General features: G+C 59.7%; 15 protein-coding genes. 6 read left to right on the top strand and 9 right to left on the bottom strand.

Going from position 1 to position 15,634, the window contains the following annotated elements:
- Nucleotides 1-55: 55 nt before the first annotated feature.
- Nucleotides 56-988 carry a LysR family transcriptional regulator gene (locus AC2LD7_RS11680; RefSeq protein WP_484597899.1) on the top strand — a complete coding sequence of 311 codons (933 nt, stop codon included), beginning with the start codon at nt 56-58 and terminating at the stop codon, nt 986-988.
- A 46-nt stretch (nt 989-1,034) separates the two neighbouring features.
- On the opposite strand, the gene AC2LD7_RS11675 is transcribed toward AC2LD7_RS11680, so the two are convergent.
- On the bottom strand, nt 1,035-1,319 hold the full coding sequence (locus AC2LD7_RS11675) for an Rdx family protein (protein WP_484597945.1): 285 nt from the start codon (nt 1,317-1,319) through the stop codon (nt 1,035-1,037).
- Between the two features lie 70 nt (nt 1,320-1,389).
- On the opposite strand from AC2LD7_RS11675, the gene AC2LD7_RS11670 reads away from it, so the two are divergent.
- Nucleotides 1,390-3,570, top strand: a complete 2,181-nt coding sequence (locus tag AC2LD7_RS11670; RefSeq protein ID WP_484597898.1) for a patatin-like phospholipase family protein — start codon at nt 1,390-1,392, stop codon at nt 3,568-3,570.
- Between the two features lie 53 nt (nt 3,571-3,623).
- Here the strand turns inward: AC2LD7_RS11670 and AC2LD7_RS11665 are convergent, their stop codons facing one another.
- The 3 genes from AC2LD7_RS11665 to recQ form a co-directional block, all read right to left on the bottom strand.
- Nucleotides 3,624-5,627, bottom strand: coding sequence for a FimV/HubP family polar landmark protein (locus tag AC2LD7_RS11665; protein ID WP_484597897.1), 2,004 nt, complete (start codon nt 5,625-5,627; stop codon nt 3,624-3,626).
- 361 nt (nt 5,628-5,988) lie between these two features.
- A complete protein-coding gene (locus AC2LD7_RS11660) occupies nt 5,989-6,420 on the bottom strand; it encodes a MarR family transcriptional regulator (RefSeq protein ID WP_484597896.1) in 432 nt (143 codons plus the stop codon).
- Between the two features lie 169 nt (nt 6,421-6,589).
- Nucleotides 6,590-8,713 (bottom strand): DNA helicase RecQ, encoded by a 2,124-nt coding sequence (gene recQ, locus AC2LD7_RS11655; protein WP_484597944.1) that lies wholly within the window; start codon nt 8,711-8,713, stop codon nt 6,590-6,592.
- Nucleotides 8,714-8,959: 246 nt separating this feature from the next.
- Here recQ and AC2LD7_RS11650 point away from each other — a divergent pair, with 246 nt between their 5' ends.
- The gene (locus AC2LD7_RS11650) at nt 8,960-9,547 is read left to right on the top strand and encodes a UPF0149 family protein (protein ID WP_484597895.1); all 588 of its coding nucleotides are present in this window, start codon (nt 8,960-8,962) and stop codon (nt 9,545-9,547) included.
- 15 nt (nt 9,548-9,562) lie between these two features.
- Nucleotides 9,563-9,964: a YbaN family protein gene (locus AC2LD7_RS11645; RefSeq protein WP_484597894.1), complete on the top strand. Its 402-nt coding sequence runs from the start codon at nt 9,563-9,565 to the stop codon at nt 9,962-9,964.
- A 26-nt stretch (nt 9,965-9,990) separates the two neighbouring features.
- Here the strand turns inward: AC2LD7_RS11645 and AC2LD7_RS11640 are convergent, their stop codons facing one another.
- Nucleotides 9,991-10,575, bottom strand: a complete 585-nt coding sequence (locus AC2LD7_RS11640; RefSeq protein WP_484597893.1) for a tRNA-uridine aminocarboxypropyltransferase — start codon at nt 10,573-10,575, stop codon at nt 9,991-9,993.
- Between the two features lie 97 nt (nt 10,576-10,672).
- Between AC2LD7_RS11640 and AC2LD7_RS11635 the strand changes: the two genes are divergently transcribed.
- Complete coding sequence (locus AC2LD7_RS11635; RefSeq protein WP_484597943.1) at nt 10,673-11,344, top strand: glutathione S-transferase; 672 nt, start codon at nt 10,673-10,675, stop codon at nt 11,342-11,344.
- Nucleotides 11,345-11,371: 27 nt separating this feature from the next.
- On the opposite strand, the gene AC2LD7_RS11630 is transcribed toward AC2LD7_RS11635, so the two are convergent.
- Together AC2LD7_RS11630 and aceK are read right to left on the bottom strand one after the other, a co-directional pair.
- Nucleotides 11,372-11,497, bottom strand: a complete 126-nt coding sequence (locus AC2LD7_RS11630) for a PA1414 family protein (RefSeq protein WP_484597892.1) — start codon at nt 11,495-11,497, stop codon at nt 11,372-11,374.
- 188 nt (nt 11,498-11,685) lie between these two features.
- A complete protein-coding gene (gene aceK, locus AC2LD7_RS11625; protein ID WP_484597891.1) occupies nt 11,686-13,410 on the bottom strand; it encodes a bifunctional isocitrate dehydrogenase kinase/phosphatase in 1,725 nt (574 codons plus the stop codon).
- Between the two features lie 158 nt (nt 13,411-13,568).
- On the opposite strand from aceK, the gene AC2LD7_RS11620 reads away from it, so the two are divergent.
- Nucleotides 13,569-14,486, top strand: a complete 918-nt coding sequence (locus AC2LD7_RS11620; protein ID WP_484597890.1) for a DMT family transporter — start codon at nt 13,569-13,571, stop codon at nt 14,484-14,486.
- Here AC2LD7_RS11620 and AC2LD7_RS11615 read toward each other — a convergent pair.
- Together AC2LD7_RS11615 and AC2LD7_RS11610 are read right to left on the bottom strand one after the other, a co-directional pair.
- Nucleotides 14,483-15,358, bottom strand: coding sequence for a DMT family transporter (locus AC2LD7_RS11615; RefSeq protein ID WP_484597889.1), 876 nt, complete (start codon nt 15,356-15,358; stop codon nt 14,483-14,485). The two genes, AC2LD7_RS11620 and AC2LD7_RS11615, sit on opposite strands and share 4 nt — an antisense overlap.
- A gap of 84 nt (nt 15,359-15,442) precedes the next feature.
- A complete protein-coding gene (locus AC2LD7_RS11610; RefSeq protein ID WP_484597888.1) occupies nt 15,443-15,607 on the bottom strand; it encodes a hypothetical protein in 165 nt (54 codons plus the stop codon).
- Between the last annotated feature and the right edge of the window lie 27 nt (nt 15,608-15,634).

The raw sequence follows: 15,634 nt of genomic DNA, 5'->3' as shown, positions 1-15,634 counted from the left end.
CCTGACTGGTGCCTAATGAAAGCTTCTGATTAAGTGATAACTTTCAGTCATCCCCATGATCGCCGCGCTCCCCACCATCGTTTCCCGCCTGCGACTCAAGCAGCTGCGGTTGCTGATAGCCCTGGACGAACAGGGCTCGCTGCACCGTGCCGCAGAACAGGTATCGATCAGTCAACCCGGCGCGACCAAGGCGCTGCATGAGATCGAAACCACTTTTGGCACCGAGCTGTTCACCCGCACCAGCCAAGGTTTGCAGCCGAACGACCTCGGCCGCTGCGTAATTCGCTACGCACGACTGATCCAAAGCGATCTGGCGCACCTGCGTGAAGAGATGGTCGGGATTGTCCAAGGCCATGGCGGACGCCTGTCGGTCGGCGTGATCATGGGCGCGGTGCCGCTGCTGATGCGCGCGCTGGGCCGGTTGCGGCGTAGGCAGCCGGAGCTCTCCGTGGAAATCGTCGAGGACACCAGCGCCCGACTCCTCGGACTGATTGACGAGGGCAGGCTCGATCTCGCCATCTGTCGCAGCAGCGTCAGCCGCCGACCGGATGCCTATGACTGCCTGACCCTGCATCCGGAACAACTGGCCGTTGTCGCGCACCCGGAACATCCGGCCAGCGGGGCCGAGACCCTGCAACTGGCCGACCTGAGTGATTACCGTTGGGTGGTTTACCCGGCGAACATGCCCATGCGCCTATTGCTCGAGCGCGAGTTCAGCCAGGCCGGCCTGGAATTTCCGCGCTATCCCGTGGAAACCGCCTCCACCTTCACCATGCTCAGCCTGCTGCAGGAAGGCCCTGAACTGGTGGCGGTGATGCCCTTGGCGGTGGCGCAGTTTAGTGAAGGCTTCGGCATGGTCCGCCAATTGGCACTGAGCCTGCAGTCACGCAGCGAGCCCTACGGCGTCATCGTCCGCCACGGCAGCAGCCTTTCGTCTGCCGCGCGGCTGCTGCTAGAGGAAATGCAGGCCGAGCAGCTACCAAGCTGACAGCATTTATCCGCACTGCAGCAGCGGGCACCGGACGGCATCTGCGTCAATTTCTATCGTTATGCCCCAAGTCCCGTTGCGGGTCGATGTGATCGCGCACGCGCTGTTTGAGCTCCTTGGCTTCGGGGAAGCCACCGTCCAGCTTGCGCTCCCAAATTTGTGTCCCGTCACAGGTGATATGAAAGGTGCCGCCGGACGCCGGCACCAACGACACCTTGCCCAGATCATCGGAGAAAGTGGACAAGAGTTCTTGCGCCAACCAGGCCGCACGCAGCAACCACTGGCATTGAGTGCAATAGGTAATGACGATTTCCGGCTTGATATCGGGCATGACGAGGCGCTCGCGCAGTTGGCGGACGCCTATAATAGCCGCCATTTCGCGTTCCTCCGCCGGTGTTGCCATGTCCCGCCTATTGCTCATGCTGATCCTTCTGATGCCGCTGGCAGGATTCGCCGAACCCCAACCCAAAACCGGTCTGGTGCTTTCCGGCGGCGCGGCACGTGGGCTGGCCCATATCGGCGTGCTGAAAGCGCTGGAAGAACATGGCGTGCAAATCGACGCGATTGCCGGCACCAGCATGGGTGCGGTAATTGGCGGGCTCTACGCGGCGGGCTATAGCGTTGAAGAACTGGAGAAGCTGGCGCTCAGCCTCGACTGGCAGCAGGTACTGTCGGACGATCCGCCGCGGCAGGACGTACCGTTCCGACGCAAGCAGGACGATCGCGACTTTTTGGTCAAACGCAAACTCAGCTTCCGCGACGATGGCAGCCTCGGACTGCCGCTCGGCGTGATTCAGGGTCAGAACCTCGCCCTGCTGCTCGAACGCCTCTTGGTACATACCAGCGACACCCGTGACTTCGACCGTCTGCCGATCCCCTTTCGCGCAGTGGCAACCGACATCGCCAACGACAAGAAGGTGATCTTTCGCAGCGGCCATCTGCCCCAGGCCATCCGCGCCAGCATGTCGATACCGGCAGTGTTTGCACCTGTCGAGGTGGACGGTCGCCTGCTCGTCGATGGCGGTATGGTCGACAACATTCCGATGGACGTCGCCCGAGATATGGGAGTGGATCGACTGATCGTGGTGGATATCGGATCGCCGCTGCAGTCGCGCGAGCAATTGCTCACTGTCGTCGACGTGCTCAATCAATCGATCACCATGATGACGCGGCGCAATTCCGAAGAGCAGCTGGCGACGCTACGCTCGGAAGATCTATTGGTGCAGCCGATGCTGGCGGGGTTCGGTTCGACCGACTTTGGCCGCGCGCAGCAACTCATCGATGCCGGCTACCGCGCCGCCAGCGCTAAGGAAGCCCGACTGAACGCCATGCGTAGCGAGAGCGGCGGCAATCTTGCCCTGAGTCTCGCCCGCTCAGCCGACCCGCGCACGCCGCTGATTACCGAAGTGCGCATCGAAAATGATTCGAAAGTCGGCGATGCGGTCATTCGTCGACATATCCGCCAGCAGGCAGGCGAAAGGCTGGATCTGCAGGACCTGCAGAAGGACATGGGCACCCTGTATGGACTGGACTACTTCGAGCAGGTCGAATACCGGGTCGTACATGGCGATCCAGGCAACACGCTGGTCATCACCACCCGTGAAAAACGCTCCGGTACCGACTATTTGCGCCTCGGCATCAACCTCTCGGACGATTTTCGTGGCGACAGCGCCTTCAACATCGGCGCGAGCTATCGCAAGAACGGCATTAACGAGCTGGGCGCCGAATGGCTGACACGACTGCAAGTAGGTGACCGCCAAGAACTTTTCAGCGAGTTCTATCAGCCATTGGATGCCGGCTCACGATGGTTCGTCGCGCCGAACCTGTTTGCCGAAACCCAGAACGTAGAAGCAATATTGGACAATGATCCCATCGCCGAATATCGCCTGCAGCGCTACGGTTATGGGCTCAACCTCGGCCGGCAGATCGCCAACAATGGCGAGATACGTTTTGGTGTTGGGCAGGCATTGGGCGAGGCGGATGTCCGTGTCGGCGACCAGCAACTGCCGGAATTCAGTTTCGAGGAAGGCTATTACCAGCTTCAGTATTCGTTCGACACAGTGGATAACGTCGACTTCCCCCGTGAAGGTGAAGATATCGGGTTGACGCTGCGCCAGTATGATCCCGGACTGGGCTCGGATGAACGCTACCGTCAGTGGGAATTCAGTCTGGACAAAGCGGTTAGCCACGGCGTGGATACGCTGGTCTTCGGTGGCCGCTACGGACGTACGCTGGACGACGCGGAGGTCGTCACGTCCAGCTTTCTGCTCGGCGGAGCAAGGCAACTATCGGGCTTTCGCCAGGACGCCCTCTCCGGTCAGAACATCAGCCTGGCGCGCATGATTTATTTCCGACGGATGACGCCGCGTTCATTCCTGCCGCTGGATTTCCCGCTGTACCTGGGTGCGTCATTGGAGCGCGGTCGCGCATGGAACAACGATAACGAGTTCGATAGCGGATACATCAATGCCGGCAGTATTTTCATCGGCTACGAAACACCGCTGGGGCCGCTGAATTTCAGCTACGGCCTCAACGATGAAGCCGAGCGTGCCTTGTACATGAACCTCGGACGCAGCTTCTGATCCGATGCGTCCATAGCTGAAGTGTCAGAAGCGCTAGCCCACCGAGGTGATACTCAGGCGATCTGAGCGAGCAGCTCATTGACCTGCTGCCGCTGTTGCTCGTCACCTTCAGTGGCGAGACTTTCCAGGATCCTGCAGGCGCTCTCCATGTCGCCCTGCTTGATATAGGCCACGGCTTGATTGAGGCGAACCAGGTGTTCGGGGTTCGGCTCCAACTGGCGGATCTCCTCAGCTGATGGCATCGACGCGAACGAGTCGGTGTTATCCAGCAGCGATGGCAGCTCACCCAGCGTCAGCACCTCGTCGAAGCCATCCAGCCAGGGCTGTGAGGCTGCAGCTGTTTCGACGCCATCATCAGGCCGGTCGGTCATTACGGAACGGTGCTCCGTCGAAACCGACGGTGCCGCCATGCGCTCGTTCAACGTGAGAATGAATTCCGCGTCGGCAATTACCCGCTCCGCTGGGTCTTGCAACGGTTCCACCGGTGCCACGGCGGCGGCCAATGCGGGATGCAACGCTACCAACTGACTCAACTGCGCCGAATTGCCACCCGCCTGAAGATAGGCCGCTGCGGCGCCGCGGTACGCCTCCACATCGCCTGACTCCGCCACCAGTCCGAGCAGACGCAGGCGCAGGTCTAGCTGATCCGGTGCCCGCTCGATGCCCCGCTGCAGCACGTCAATTGCCTCAGCGCGGCGGCCGTAGGTGAGATAGATATCGGCCGCTTCGAGTACGTCGGTTTCGCTTACCGAAGCATGTGCCGGCTGGCGTGGCATATCCGAGCCCGCCGTGGGCGCCGACGGCGGTAGCCGCTTCGACAGCATTGCACTATTGGGTGTGGCCTCGAGCGCCTTGGTTGCAGACTTGCTGCGACGGCTGAACCAAAAGCCCCCGAACAACAGCGAAACCAGCACACCTGCGCCAGGTACCGCCCAATCACGCCACCCAGCGTCGCGTGCCGCGTTGATCACGACAGGCTGCGCAATCGACGGCGCGCTATCAGCCCGCTCCACCGCGTTTTGCGGCTCGACGGTTGACGGCGTTGTGATAATGGGTGCTAACGGTTCGATCGTCGACGGCCCCGTACTGGGCTGTTCAGCTGCGGCCTCCGGTAGGCTGCGCTGGTTCTGAAGTTGAGCATTGACGCGTTCGAGCTGAAGCTGCAATTCAACCAGCATCTGTTTCAACTGCTGATTTTCGTCGCGGCTGGCGGCCAATTCTTCGAACAGCTGCCGGCGCAGAACAGCAACCTGGTCTTCTGCCGCTGTCATCTCGGTTGGCTGAGGCATGGGAGTCAGCGCATCGATCGACGCTGACTCAGCGACTTGTTCCACCTGCGCAATCGCAGGTTGCTCAGCCGCGTCTGGCAGCAGCAGATTTGCACCTGCATTGAGTCGACTCGGGTCGCCATCTGCAAAGGCGTTTGGATTCAGCACCCGGATTTCCTGCATGAATTGCGACAACGAGCCCTGACCGCCTTCCGCCATATACGCACTGGCGATCGTCCACAGGCTTTCGCCGCTCGCAACGACGTGGCGCTTGCCTAGAGACGCCTGCGGCAGAGCGGCGGGCGGCACGAAACGCGACGACTCGGTACGCACTGGCGAAACCGCGGCTTGCGGAGCGCTAACGATCGCACTGGCCGTGAACTGCGGTTCACTGGGCATCGGATCGAGCAGGACCGTGTATTCGCGCAACAGCCGACTCCTGGCGCGCGTTATTTCCACCAGAAAATTCAGGTAGGGCTCGCGGACCGGCTTATTGGACGTAACACGAATGCGGCTGCGATTCCCTTCGATCACTGGCGTAAAGGTCAGATTCTGCAAGAATTCCAGGCGCTCGACGCCGACGCGCTCGAAATCTCTGCTGGACGCCAGCACCACTCGAATCTCGTCTGCCGAAAGCTCACCCACATCCAACAGATCAATTTCAGCACTCAGCGGCTGGTTCAACGCCGAGTGAAGCGTGATGTCGCCCATTCCCAGCGCTGAAACCATGCCGGAATAGAGCAGCGAGCCACCCGCTACTGACAACAATACTCGACGACCAAGGGCCATATGACCTCCGCAGCAACGGCACGTCCGGCACGATTGATCGCCGGCTCACCTGTTTGAATGCTCAACCTGTGACGCAGTTATCGACGAAACCTGGAAAAGGTTTATGCAGCCCGTCGGCTGATGCGATAAGGCATTGTGCCATCATTGACGAATTTCAGCCTAGCGTCAAAAGACAGACGGCGACCCGACGGGCGCTCGTGCCGTAAGGCGCCAGGGATTTTTGCTCGATACGGGAGTGAGGGCATCGCGATGCAACGATCAATGCGTAACGCTGAACTGGCGCGTATCGATCGGGGCGAAAGCCCATGCAAATACCGCTTTAAGGATGCGGGAGTCGGTGTCTTCAGAAGAAAAGAGACTGCTAACGCTTGACCAGATTGGCAAGAATGCGCGCATGAACCTGCTGGCACTTGCGCAGGTCGTCCTCGTCGATGCCATCGAAGAGTTCCTCGCGGACCTGGGTGGATATCGCTTCGATCTTTTCAATCAGTGGACGCGCCGGAGCGCCGAGCGTGATCAGCTTGGCCCGACGATCTCCCGGCGCAGCCTTGCGATGGACCAGTCCCTGCGCCTCGAGGCCGTCCAGCAAGCGCGCCAATGTCGGCCCTTCGACTGCAACGCTCTGAGCAAGCTCGCGCTGGGTAGGGTCATGATCGAAGCGAGCCAGATGGAGAAGAACCAACCACCGTGCCTGCGAAAGGCCGAGATCCGCCAGTCGGCGATCCAGCTCGGCGCGCCAGCTACGCGAGAGTTGCGCCAACTGCATGGCGAAGCGGTGTTGGTCGGGGTACATGGAGCGGATTTCCTGAAAAAAGCTAATTATTAGTGAGCTAATCACAGCTCTAAAATACTGGCAAGGCCACCATCGACCTGAGAACGTAACCGTGAGTTGCACGACGCCCACTCCAGACCTCGTGACCAACAAGCACAGCGGCATGACGCCGCATGTTAAGCGTGCCGCGCTAAAGTTCGAACTCGGCCTGGAGGGAGGCCCGCACGCAGAACAACACGGCCTCAGGCACTCGCCCGGCAAACAGCTCGGCAATTGCCGCAACGGGCGGGAGCTCGCCCTCGCCATCGAGGAAGGCCTCCTGGATCTCACCGAGCAGCTCTTCGGGCAAATCCAAAGCCTGTTCCAGGCTGAGCTGCTGCTGGCCGATCGCCTCGGCGAGCATGGCGTAGACGTTCTTTTCGCTGCAATCGAGCTGACGAGCGATCTGCGCTGGCGTCATGCCCGCGCGCGCCAGTGTGATCAGCTCGTGACGGACATCGGCCGGCGATCTGACGGCACTTGCCGTGCCTTGCAGCACTTCCAGAAACGCCTGGCCATAACGCTCCAGCTTGCGTGCGCCGACGCCACTGATGCGCGCCATATCACCGAGAGAGCCTGGCTGGCTGCGGAGCATCTCTAGCAAGGTCGCATCCGGGAAGATCACGTACGGCGGCACGCCATGCTCTTCGGCCAGCTTGCGACGCAAGGTGCGCAACGCCTCCCAGGTTTCGCGCTCTTCGCTACGCACTAGTTGACTTGCCGCACTGGCGGCTGACTTCGGCGTCTTGGTAGTCAACTCGCGGCGCAACTCCAAGGTGACTTCGCCACGCAGCAATGCACGGCAGCTGTCGCTGAGCCGCAGCCCGCCGAAACCGTCCAGATCTACATCGGCCAAACCGCGTGCGACCAGCTGGCGGAACAGCGAGCGCCACTCCCCTTCGGACAACGTCTTGCCGACACCGAACACCGATAAGTGCTGGTGACCAAGGCTGCGAATTTTTTCGTTGTCACGACCGAGCAGGATATCGACCAGATGCCCGACACCGTAACGCTGGCCGCTGCGGTAGATAGCCGACAACGCCTGGCGCGCGGGTTCGGTGGCATTCCAGGTCTGCACCCCGTCGACACAATTGTCGCAGTGGCCGCAAGGCTCCGGCATCTGCTCGTCGAAATACGCCAGCAGCACCTGACGCCGACAGCGGGTTTCCTCGCACAGCGCCAGCATGGCGTCGAGTTTGTGTTGTTCGAGGCGCTTGTGCCGCTCGTCACCTTCGGAATTGTTGAGCATTTGCTTGAGGAAGATGACGTCTTGCAGGCCGTACGCCATCCAGGCATCGGCAGGCAGGCCGTCACGTCCCGCACGGCCGGTTTCTTGATAATAGGCTTCCAGCGACTTGGGCAGGTCCAGATGCGCGACGAAGCGCACGTTGGGCTTGTCGATGCCCATGCCGAAGGCGATGGTCGCAACCATGATCAGACCTTCCTCATTGAGGAAGCGCTTTTGGTGAAAAGCTCGGAGATCGTTTGGCAACCCGGCGTGGTAAGGCAACGCGGGAAAGCCCTGTTCGGTCAGGAACGCCGCAGTTTCATCGACCTTCTTACGCGACAGGCAATAGACGATGCCTGCATCTCCACGGCGCTCGCTGAGGAAGGCCATCAACTGCTTGCGCGGCTGCTCCTTCGGCACGATACGATAGAAAATGTTCGGTCGATCGAAACTGGATAAATAGCGTTCTGCGTTTTCCAAATGCAGCCGCTGAACGATCTCTTCCCGCGTTCGCTTGTCCGCTGTCGCCGTCAGGGCAAGCCGCGGCACGTTAGGGAAGTACTCCGCAAGCTGTCCGAGCTGGAGATATTCAGGGCGGAAATCATGACCCCACTGCGAGACGCAATGGGCCTCGTCGATGGCAAACAAACCGATCTGCAAGCGCTGCAGAAACGCCAGCATGCGCGGCTGAACCAGCCGTTCGGGCGCGAGATAGAGCATTTTGATTTCGTTGCGACGCAAGCGATCGGCGATCTCACGCTGCTGCTCTGGACTCTGTGTGGAATTGAGCGCCACAGCCGCAACGCCAAGCTCCTCGAGCGTAGCCACCTGATCGTCCATCAACGCAATCAGCGGCGACACCACCACTGCCAGCCCGTCACGAAGCAACGCCGGCACTTGGAAGCAAAGCGATTTGCCGCCACCGGTCGGCATCAGTACCAGGGCATCGCCGCCACTGGCCACGCGCTCGATGATCGCACCCTGGTTGCCACGAAACGCGTCGTAGCCGAAAACATCTTTGAGAATGCGCTGTGCCTGATCGAGCATGCCGGTCTCCGAAACAAGACGCGCGAGTATACGCGACACCGGCGTACCGTTCAGGCTGAACAGCATTACGACGCGATAGCCGGACGACACGGCCATTTCGGTTGAACTCCGGAAGGTTTTTTCCATCTGTCGAAGGCATAGAGCCGGAAAAAGCTGACGCGGCCGCTGCAGCGTTATAGCGCGCGGTAGCCGGAGACCCGTAGCTCGTCTAGAATCACCGCTGTTTCCAATCCAAGGTAGTCATCGATGTCATTCGCCGAGCAACTCGCCCGCCTGCAAGTGTTTCTGGACGCAGATGACCTGCATGAAGAAGCGCTGGATTACATCGCCGCGCACGGCTACCTGACCGCCCTGTGCATCTGCTCAGAGCAGGTGCCCGAGCGCGAATGGATCGACGCGCTGTTCGCCGAACCCCCGCAGTACACCGACGACACCGAGCGCGAAGCCATCGAGGCGACGCTCATTCAGCTCAAGGCGCATATCGCCCGTCAGTTGGCCAGTGACGAGGACATGGAGCTGCCCTGCGAGCTGGACATGGGTGAGGAGCCTGACGAATCCGACCTGCGCGGCTGGTGCATCGGCTTCATGGAAGGCGTGTTCATGCGTGAAGCGGTGTGGTTCGAAGAGGCTGAGGAAGAAGTCAGCGAACTGCTGTTGCCGATCATGGTCGGCTCCGGGCTTTTCGATGAGCAACCCGAATTCAGCGACATCGCCACAGATTCGGAGCTGGTCGATGAAATGGTCTCGCAGATTCCCGAGATTCTTACAGCGCTGTATCTGATCTGCCACGCCCCAGAAGAAAAGCCAGCGCTACTCAAGCCGCGCCGGCACTGATACGCGGATAGCCTCTTGGCCCACCGCGATATTCCGACGTATCGCAACCCGGTTGCGCGTTACGCGCTATTGGTGGTCGGCTGGCTGAGCGTCGCCCTGGGCGTCATCGGCATCTTCCTGCCGGTCCTACCCACTACGCCGTTTCTCCTGCTCGCCGCCGCCTGCTTCGTACGTAGCTCGCGGCGTTTCTACGACTGGCTGGTGACACATCCCAGGCTGGGCCCCTGGTTCCGGGATTATCTGGAAGGTAACGGGGTCCCGCTGAAGGCGAAAATCTACACAATCTCAACGATGTGGCTCAGCATCGGCGTGTCGTGCTGGCTGGTGCCGCTGCCTTGGGCACGGATCAGCATGCTGATCAGTGCGACGCTGGTGACGATATATGTCCTCCGTCTGAAAACGCTCCCTTCCCGCTAGGTGCCCAGCCAGCGCTCGTTCTGCCGTTAAACGCCATGGTTGCGTTGGTATACATCCATGCCCATAGCGTCTATCTGCGCCTCGATCAGGGCTTCAAACGGCCGCAGCAAGGGATCGAAGCGTCCGGCTCCTTCCAGCGTATTCAATGCCGTCACTATCGCTTCGAGCGTCGATAGCGCACCGGGCACCGGGGCCTTGCGCAGTCGATAGCGGGACATCATCCCAGCGGGCAACGCCACGCGAGGCAAAGTGGCTAGACGCGGATTGAGGTACAGCAATTTGCGGGCCTTGCGCCAGGTGCCATCCGGTACGATCAATCGCAACGGCTCGGCCCTCATCGCCAGTTCCATGAGCGGCAAGGCATCGTCGCCGGGAAATAACAGGAAGCTGTCGGTGCCATCCTCGACAGGCAAATCATCGAACGACTCCCCTACACGCAACTCGGCGTTGGTCAGGCCGAGCGCCACCAGACGAGCCGTATTCAGCGCATGTCCGGTTTCGCTCGGGTGCTGCAAGATCAGCACTTGGGTTCTACTGGCAAGCGAAGGGATAAGCGCACAGAGGCAGTGGCTCGATGGGCGCTGACAACGCGGGCATTGCGGACGGGACATGGCGGCTCCTGCAGGGAAGCGAAGTCTGCCACAGCGAGCGGAAACGTGACGGCAGGCTATGCTGATCACCTTCATGATAACGAGGAGGCACGCGCCGATGATTACGCTGCACCATCTGGAAAATTCCCGCTCGCAACGCGTGCTCTGGCTTTTGGAAGAGTTGCAGCTGCCTTACGAGATCAAACGCTACGCGCGGGATCCAAAGACAATGCTGGCGCCAGCCGAATTGAGAAACGTGCACCCGCTGGGCAAGTCGCCAGTTATTACTGATGGTGAACTGACATTGGCCGAGTCAGCCGCGATTCTCGAATATCTCGTCGAGCGCTACGGCGAAGGCCGATTGGTCCCGCCATCGGGCTCCCCGGAATATCTCCGCTTTCGCTATTGGATGCATTATGCGGAGGGCTCGGCCATGCCGCCGCTATTGCTCAGACTTGTATTCGACCGCGTCGCCAAGGGGCCGATGCCATTTTTTATCCGCCCTGTAGCTCGGGCAATCGCCAAGGGTGCCGACAAGGCATTCATAGGCCCGCAACTAAAGCTGCATCTGGACTATATGGAAAGCGAACTGGAGACCAATCTATGGTTTGCAGGAGAAGAATTCAGCGTTGCGGATATACAGATGAGCTTCCCATTAGAAGCTGCGCAAGCCCGCGCAGGACTTGACGCCAACCGCCCTCGGCTGATGGCGTTCCTGCAACGGATACATGACCGCCCCGCTTATCGACGCGCTATAGAACGGGGTGGTCCAGTTATGCCAGGGCGCTGAACGACTCAGCCCCGTATCGTCATCGAATCAGCGGCGCGATGTCGCTGATTTGTCTCGCTGGGCGCGTATCGGAATGGGTTGCAGACGAGGCGGTTCGATGAAGCCAAGCGCCACTCCCAGATTCCAGCACACACTACTGAGCCATGCTTTCATGATTTAACCCTCCTGCTTGTAACGGGTCTTGGTGGAGCCTTGGGGCTTCGTATGAGCATAACCCAAGAATTGCACAGCCGCCTGTGGCAGATGTTGCAGCTTATTCAGGCAGAGTGGCCTTCATCCGGCTCTATAAATTGCGACCGGAACAAACGCTGAGCGTTCAGCGAATCTCACCCGGCGGTCGCTCATTGGGTAACTTCCACCTTTCGCCGGTATGGAAAGACATCGATCACCTTGCCATCGCTTATCGCTTGCTGCAGGCCTTTCCAATAGTTGGCGTCGTATAGCTCGCCATGCAGCTTGGCGAACAGCCGGCGCTGCTTGATATCGGCGAACAGAAAGCGCGGAAACTCTTCGGGAAAGACATCATTCGGGCCAACCGAATACCAGGGCTCGGCGGACATTTCATCTTCCGGATAGCGGGGTTCGGGGATGTAGCGGAAGTTCACCTCGGTAAGAAAGCAGATCTCGTCGTAGTCATAGAACACCACCCGACCATGACGAGTCACCCCGAAATTCTTCAACAGCATATCGCCGGGAAAGATATTGGCCGCAGCGAGTTGTTTGATCGCCAGGCCATAATCCTCCAGTGCCTCCTGGACCTGCTGCTCACTGGCATTTTCCACGTAGATGTTCAGCGGCGTCATCCGCCGCTCGGTCCAGCAGTGACGCACCAGCACCGTATCGCCTTGCACCTCGACCGTTGATGGCGCAACTTCCAATAATTCAGCCAGGCACTCAGGGTCGAACTTGGACTTGGGGAAACGGAAGTCCGCGAACTCCTGGGTATCGGCCATGCGCCCTACCCGGTCGACGCTTTTTACCAACCGATACTTTTCGATAACGGTGGCCCGATTGACGCTCTTGGTCGGAGAAAAACGGTCCTTGATGATCTTGAATACCGTATTGAAGCCCGGCAACGTAAACACGCTCATGACCATTCCACGCACGCCCAGCGCCATGATGAAACGATCATCAGTGGTTGCCAGGTGATTGATCAGTGCGCGATAGAACTCCGATTTGCCGTGTTTGTAAAAACCGATGGAAGTATAGAGTTCGGCAATGTGCTTGCCCGGCATGATGCGTTGGAGAAAGCCGATGAACTCTGCCGGAATCGGCACTTCGACCATGAAGTACGAACGGGTGAAGGAAAAGATGATCGAGACTTCCGCCTCATCCGTGATCAGCGCATCGGCGACGATGCCCTTGCCCTCGCGATGCAGCAATGGAATTACCAGCGGCCACTGCTCATCACGCGTAAAAATTCGCCCGAGCAGATAGGCACCCTTGTTGCGGTAAAGCACCGAAGAAAAGAGCTCGACGGTGAGGTCGGGGTCTTTACATACCCAGTCTGGCAATGACATTTGCAGCTGCGCCTCGAGACGCCGTAAATCGCCGCTCAGGTCGCCATAGGGCACAGCGAAGACGAAGTCATCGAGAATCTGTGCAAGCACACCATGAAGGTCGCCTTCGGGTCGATACCGACGCGTTTGCGCCCTACGCTCGTGGGCACGGCTCGATGGCCGGGTGGTATGGATGAACATGGTGCCATCGCTGATGCAGTCGTGACTGAACAGCGCGCAAAAGATCGAGTTGTACCAGGTCTCGGATAACTCATCGTCGAAGCGCGGGTTGATCTGGTCGATATAAGCGCTTTTGATTCGTGGCCAGCGCTGCACGTCCAGCAAAACCTCGCGCTCGAATGCCACGCGCAGAGCCGCAGCGGTTTCGCCGACTTTTTGCTCGTACAGATTGATACGTGCCGCTGATGCACGCTGGGCATCCTGCCACTGCGCTTGCTCGAAGCGAGACTGTGCGCCCTCGGTGATCCGCCGGAAGTGCTCTCGGTAATCATCGAAGCCCAGCAGAATCTGCCGCGCAATCTCGGCGTCCGGGGATGTCTGCACCATGTCGATTATCCATGCAGCGACAAAAACCCGAGCTTATCCAGTGGCCGACGGCAATGAAAGTGCTGCAACGAGACCGGGAAAAGTTTGAAAGCGTGATTCGAGTTGCGAGATGAACACGTCTCACCAACACTTTCGACGTCCATCACCGGAGCCAACTCATGCGCCCTTTAGATCTTCTGCGTCTACTCAGTCTCGCTGCAATCTGGGGTGCCAGCTTCCTATTCATGCGCATCATCGCGCCGGAACTCGGAACCTTTCCCACCGCGTTTTTCCGCGTGCTGTTCGCCTGTATCGGCTTGCTGGGAATACTGGCGATGATACGGATTCGCTGGGACTTTCGCGGCAAGCTGAAACTATGTCTAGTTCTGGGAATGATCAATTCAGGCATTCCTTTCGCATTCTATGCGCTGGCCGCGCAGCTTCTGCCGACGGGCTACTCAGCCATATTCAACGCCACCACACCGATGATGGGCGTGATCATCGGCGCCTTGTTTTTCGCCGAGGAGCTGACGACGACAAAGGTGGTCGGCGTGCTTTGCGGCCTGAGCGGCGTGGCGCTGTTGACGCGCACCGGCCCCGTGGCGTTCGACGCGAGCCTGCTTATCGGCGCGCTTGCATGCCTGGGGGCGACCGCCTGCTACGGATTCGGTGGTTTCCTGACACGCCGCTGGATCAACCAGCACGGCGGGCTGAGCAGCGAATTGGTAGCCTTCGGTAGCCAGATGGGCGCAGCACTGTGCCTGTTGCCGCTGTTTCTGATATCGCTGCTAGTGGCCCCGCCGGTATCCTGGGGCGGCGGTACGGTCTGGCTCAGCCTTGCCGGGCTCGGCGTCGTTTGCACCGCCTTTGCCTATATCCTCTATTTCCGACTTTTGGCTGACATCGGCCCGGTCCGCACGCTGACGGTGACCTTCATCATTCCACCGTTTGGCGTACTTTGGGGCGCCCTACTGCTCAACGAGCCGCTGTCCTGGGCCTATCTCTATGGTGGTGCGCTGATTGCGGTGGCGCTCTGGCTGGTGCTGAAACAGGCGCCGGCCACAACCGTGGCGGCGCCTGAAACCCAGCGCGGCTAGCGCTGGTCGGACGAACACCGGAACACCAGAACGAGCCCGAGCACGATCAACAGCATGCCGATAAGACTGAGCATCGGCAGTACGTTACCGAATACCAGATAATCCATCAGCGCGGTAACTGCCGGCACCAGATAGAACAGACTGGTCACGTTGACCAGATCCCCACGTGCGATCAACCGATACAGCAGCAATGTCGCCGCCACGGATATCAGCAGCCCCATCCACAACACCGGTATCCAGAAACCCAGCGACGACGTGATCTCGAATGGCTGGAAAGGCACGAACAGCGAACAGAGCAACAACCCGGCGAAATACTGCAAGGGCATGGCGCGAAACGGATCGCCGCTGGCGCGCTTCTGCATCATCGACCCTAGCGTGATGCTCAGCAGCGCCAATAGAGCGCAAGCCACGCCCGCCCAAGACAGCCCACCCACGCCGAGGCTGTGATACACCACCAGCACAAGACCGCCCAATCCGAGCAACAAACCGAGCAGCCGCATCGGCCGCAGCCCCTTACGCTCCAGTAACACCGCGGTAAGGATCGGCTGAACGCCGAGCAGCGTTGCCATGACGCCGGGCGTCACCTGCATATCCAGCGCAAGCAAATAGAAGATCTGGTAGGAGCCCAGCAGAACCACGCCAGTCGCCAGCGCAAACCAGCGCGCCCTCCTGCTTTCCGGCAACGATAGCGAGGTCAGCCGCATCACGGCCACCAACGCAACGAATGCGATCACGAAACGAACCAGCAGAAAGGCAAAAGGCGATGCGTACGCCAAGCCCCATTTTGAAACAATTGCACCGCTGCTCCAGAGCAGCACGAAAAGTACCGTAGTCGCATACGCGACCAGGTTGTTGCGTGATAACGAAATCATCCTGCCACCTTTGGGAAAGGCAATACGAGACTGCGCCAGCGAATGGCAAACGCAGTGACGGAGATGCCGGCGAACCGGCGTAGCTCAGGCCAGCGCGGGAGGTGGCGGTGGCGGAGCCAGGGACAAGCCCGGCGGCGGGCTCGCAGACAGGCAGGAAAGGATGATCGGCATGAACGCACACGCAGCAGCATCGCCTGTAAGGTACGGGCTTTCGTAATAAGTGCTGGTGCCGCGGGCTGCGTTGTTCATACCGATCTCGAAACGAGGAAAGCAGAC

It is taken from the genome of Stutzerimonas sp. (assembly GCF_982611455.1).
Note: the sequence above shows the minus strand (reverse complement) of the source record. Positions and strands in the feature narration are given on the sequence as shown.

What these genes read in the sequence shown, in the direction of transcription:
- AC2LD7_RS11680 (WP_484597899.1), top strand. Translation starts at nt 56, where the DNA reads ATGATCGCCGCGCTCCCCACCATCGTTTCCCGCCTGCGACTCAAGCAG.
- AC2LD7_RS11675 (WP_484597945.1), bottom strand. Translation starts at nt 1,319, where the DNA reads ATGCCCGATATCAAGCCGGAAATCGTCATTACCTATTGCACTCAATGC.
- AC2LD7_RS11670 (WP_484597898.1), top strand. Translation starts at nt 1,390, where the DNA reads ATGTCCCGCCTATTGCTCATGCTGATCCTTCTGATGCCGCTGGCAGGA.
- AC2LD7_RS11665 (WP_484597897.1), bottom strand. Translation starts at nt 5,627, where the DNA reads ATGGCCCTTGGTCGTCGAGTATTGTTGTCAGTAGCGGGTGGCTCGCTG.
- AC2LD7_RS11660 (WP_484597896.1), bottom strand. Translation starts at nt 6,420, where the DNA reads ATGTACCCCGACCAACACCGCTTCGCCATGCAGTTGGCGCAACTCTCG.
- recQ (WP_484597944.1), bottom strand. Translation starts at nt 8,713, where the DNA reads ATGCTCGATCAGGCACAGCGCATTCTCAAAGATGTTTTCGGCTACGAC.
- AC2LD7_RS11650 (WP_484597895.1), top strand. Translation starts at nt 8,960, where the DNA reads ATGTCATTCGCCGAGCAACTCGCCCGCCTGCAAGTGTTTCTGGACGCA.
- AC2LD7_RS11640 (WP_484597893.1), bottom strand. Translation starts at nt 10,575, where the DNA reads ATGTCCCGTCCGCAATGCCCGCGTTGTCAGCGCCCATCGAGCCACTGC.
- AC2LD7_RS11635 (WP_484597943.1), top strand. Translation starts at nt 10,673, where the DNA reads ATGATTACGCTGCACCATCTGGAAAATTCCCGCTCGCAACGCGTGCTC.
- AC2LD7_RS11630 (WP_484597892.1), bottom strand. Translation starts at nt 11,497, where the DNA reads ATGAAAGCATGGCTCAGTAGTGTGTGCTGGAATCTGGGAGTGGCGCTT.
- aceK (WP_484597891.1), bottom strand. Translation starts at nt 13,410, where the DNA reads ATGGTGCAGACATCCCCGGACGCCGAGATTGCGCGGCAGATTCTGCTG.
- AC2LD7_RS11620 (WP_484597890.1), top strand. Translation starts at nt 13,569, where the DNA reads ATGCGCCCTTTAGATCTTCTGCGTCTACTCAGTCTCGCTGCAATCTGG.
- AC2LD7_RS11615 (WP_484597889.1), bottom strand. Translation starts at nt 15,358, where the DNA reads ATGATTTCGTTATCACGCAACAACCTGGTCGCGTATGCGACTACGGTA.
- AC2LD7_RS11610 (WP_484597888.1), bottom strand. Translation starts at nt 15,607, where the DNA reads ATGAACAACGCAGCCCGCGGCACCAGCACTTATTACGAAAGCCCGTAC.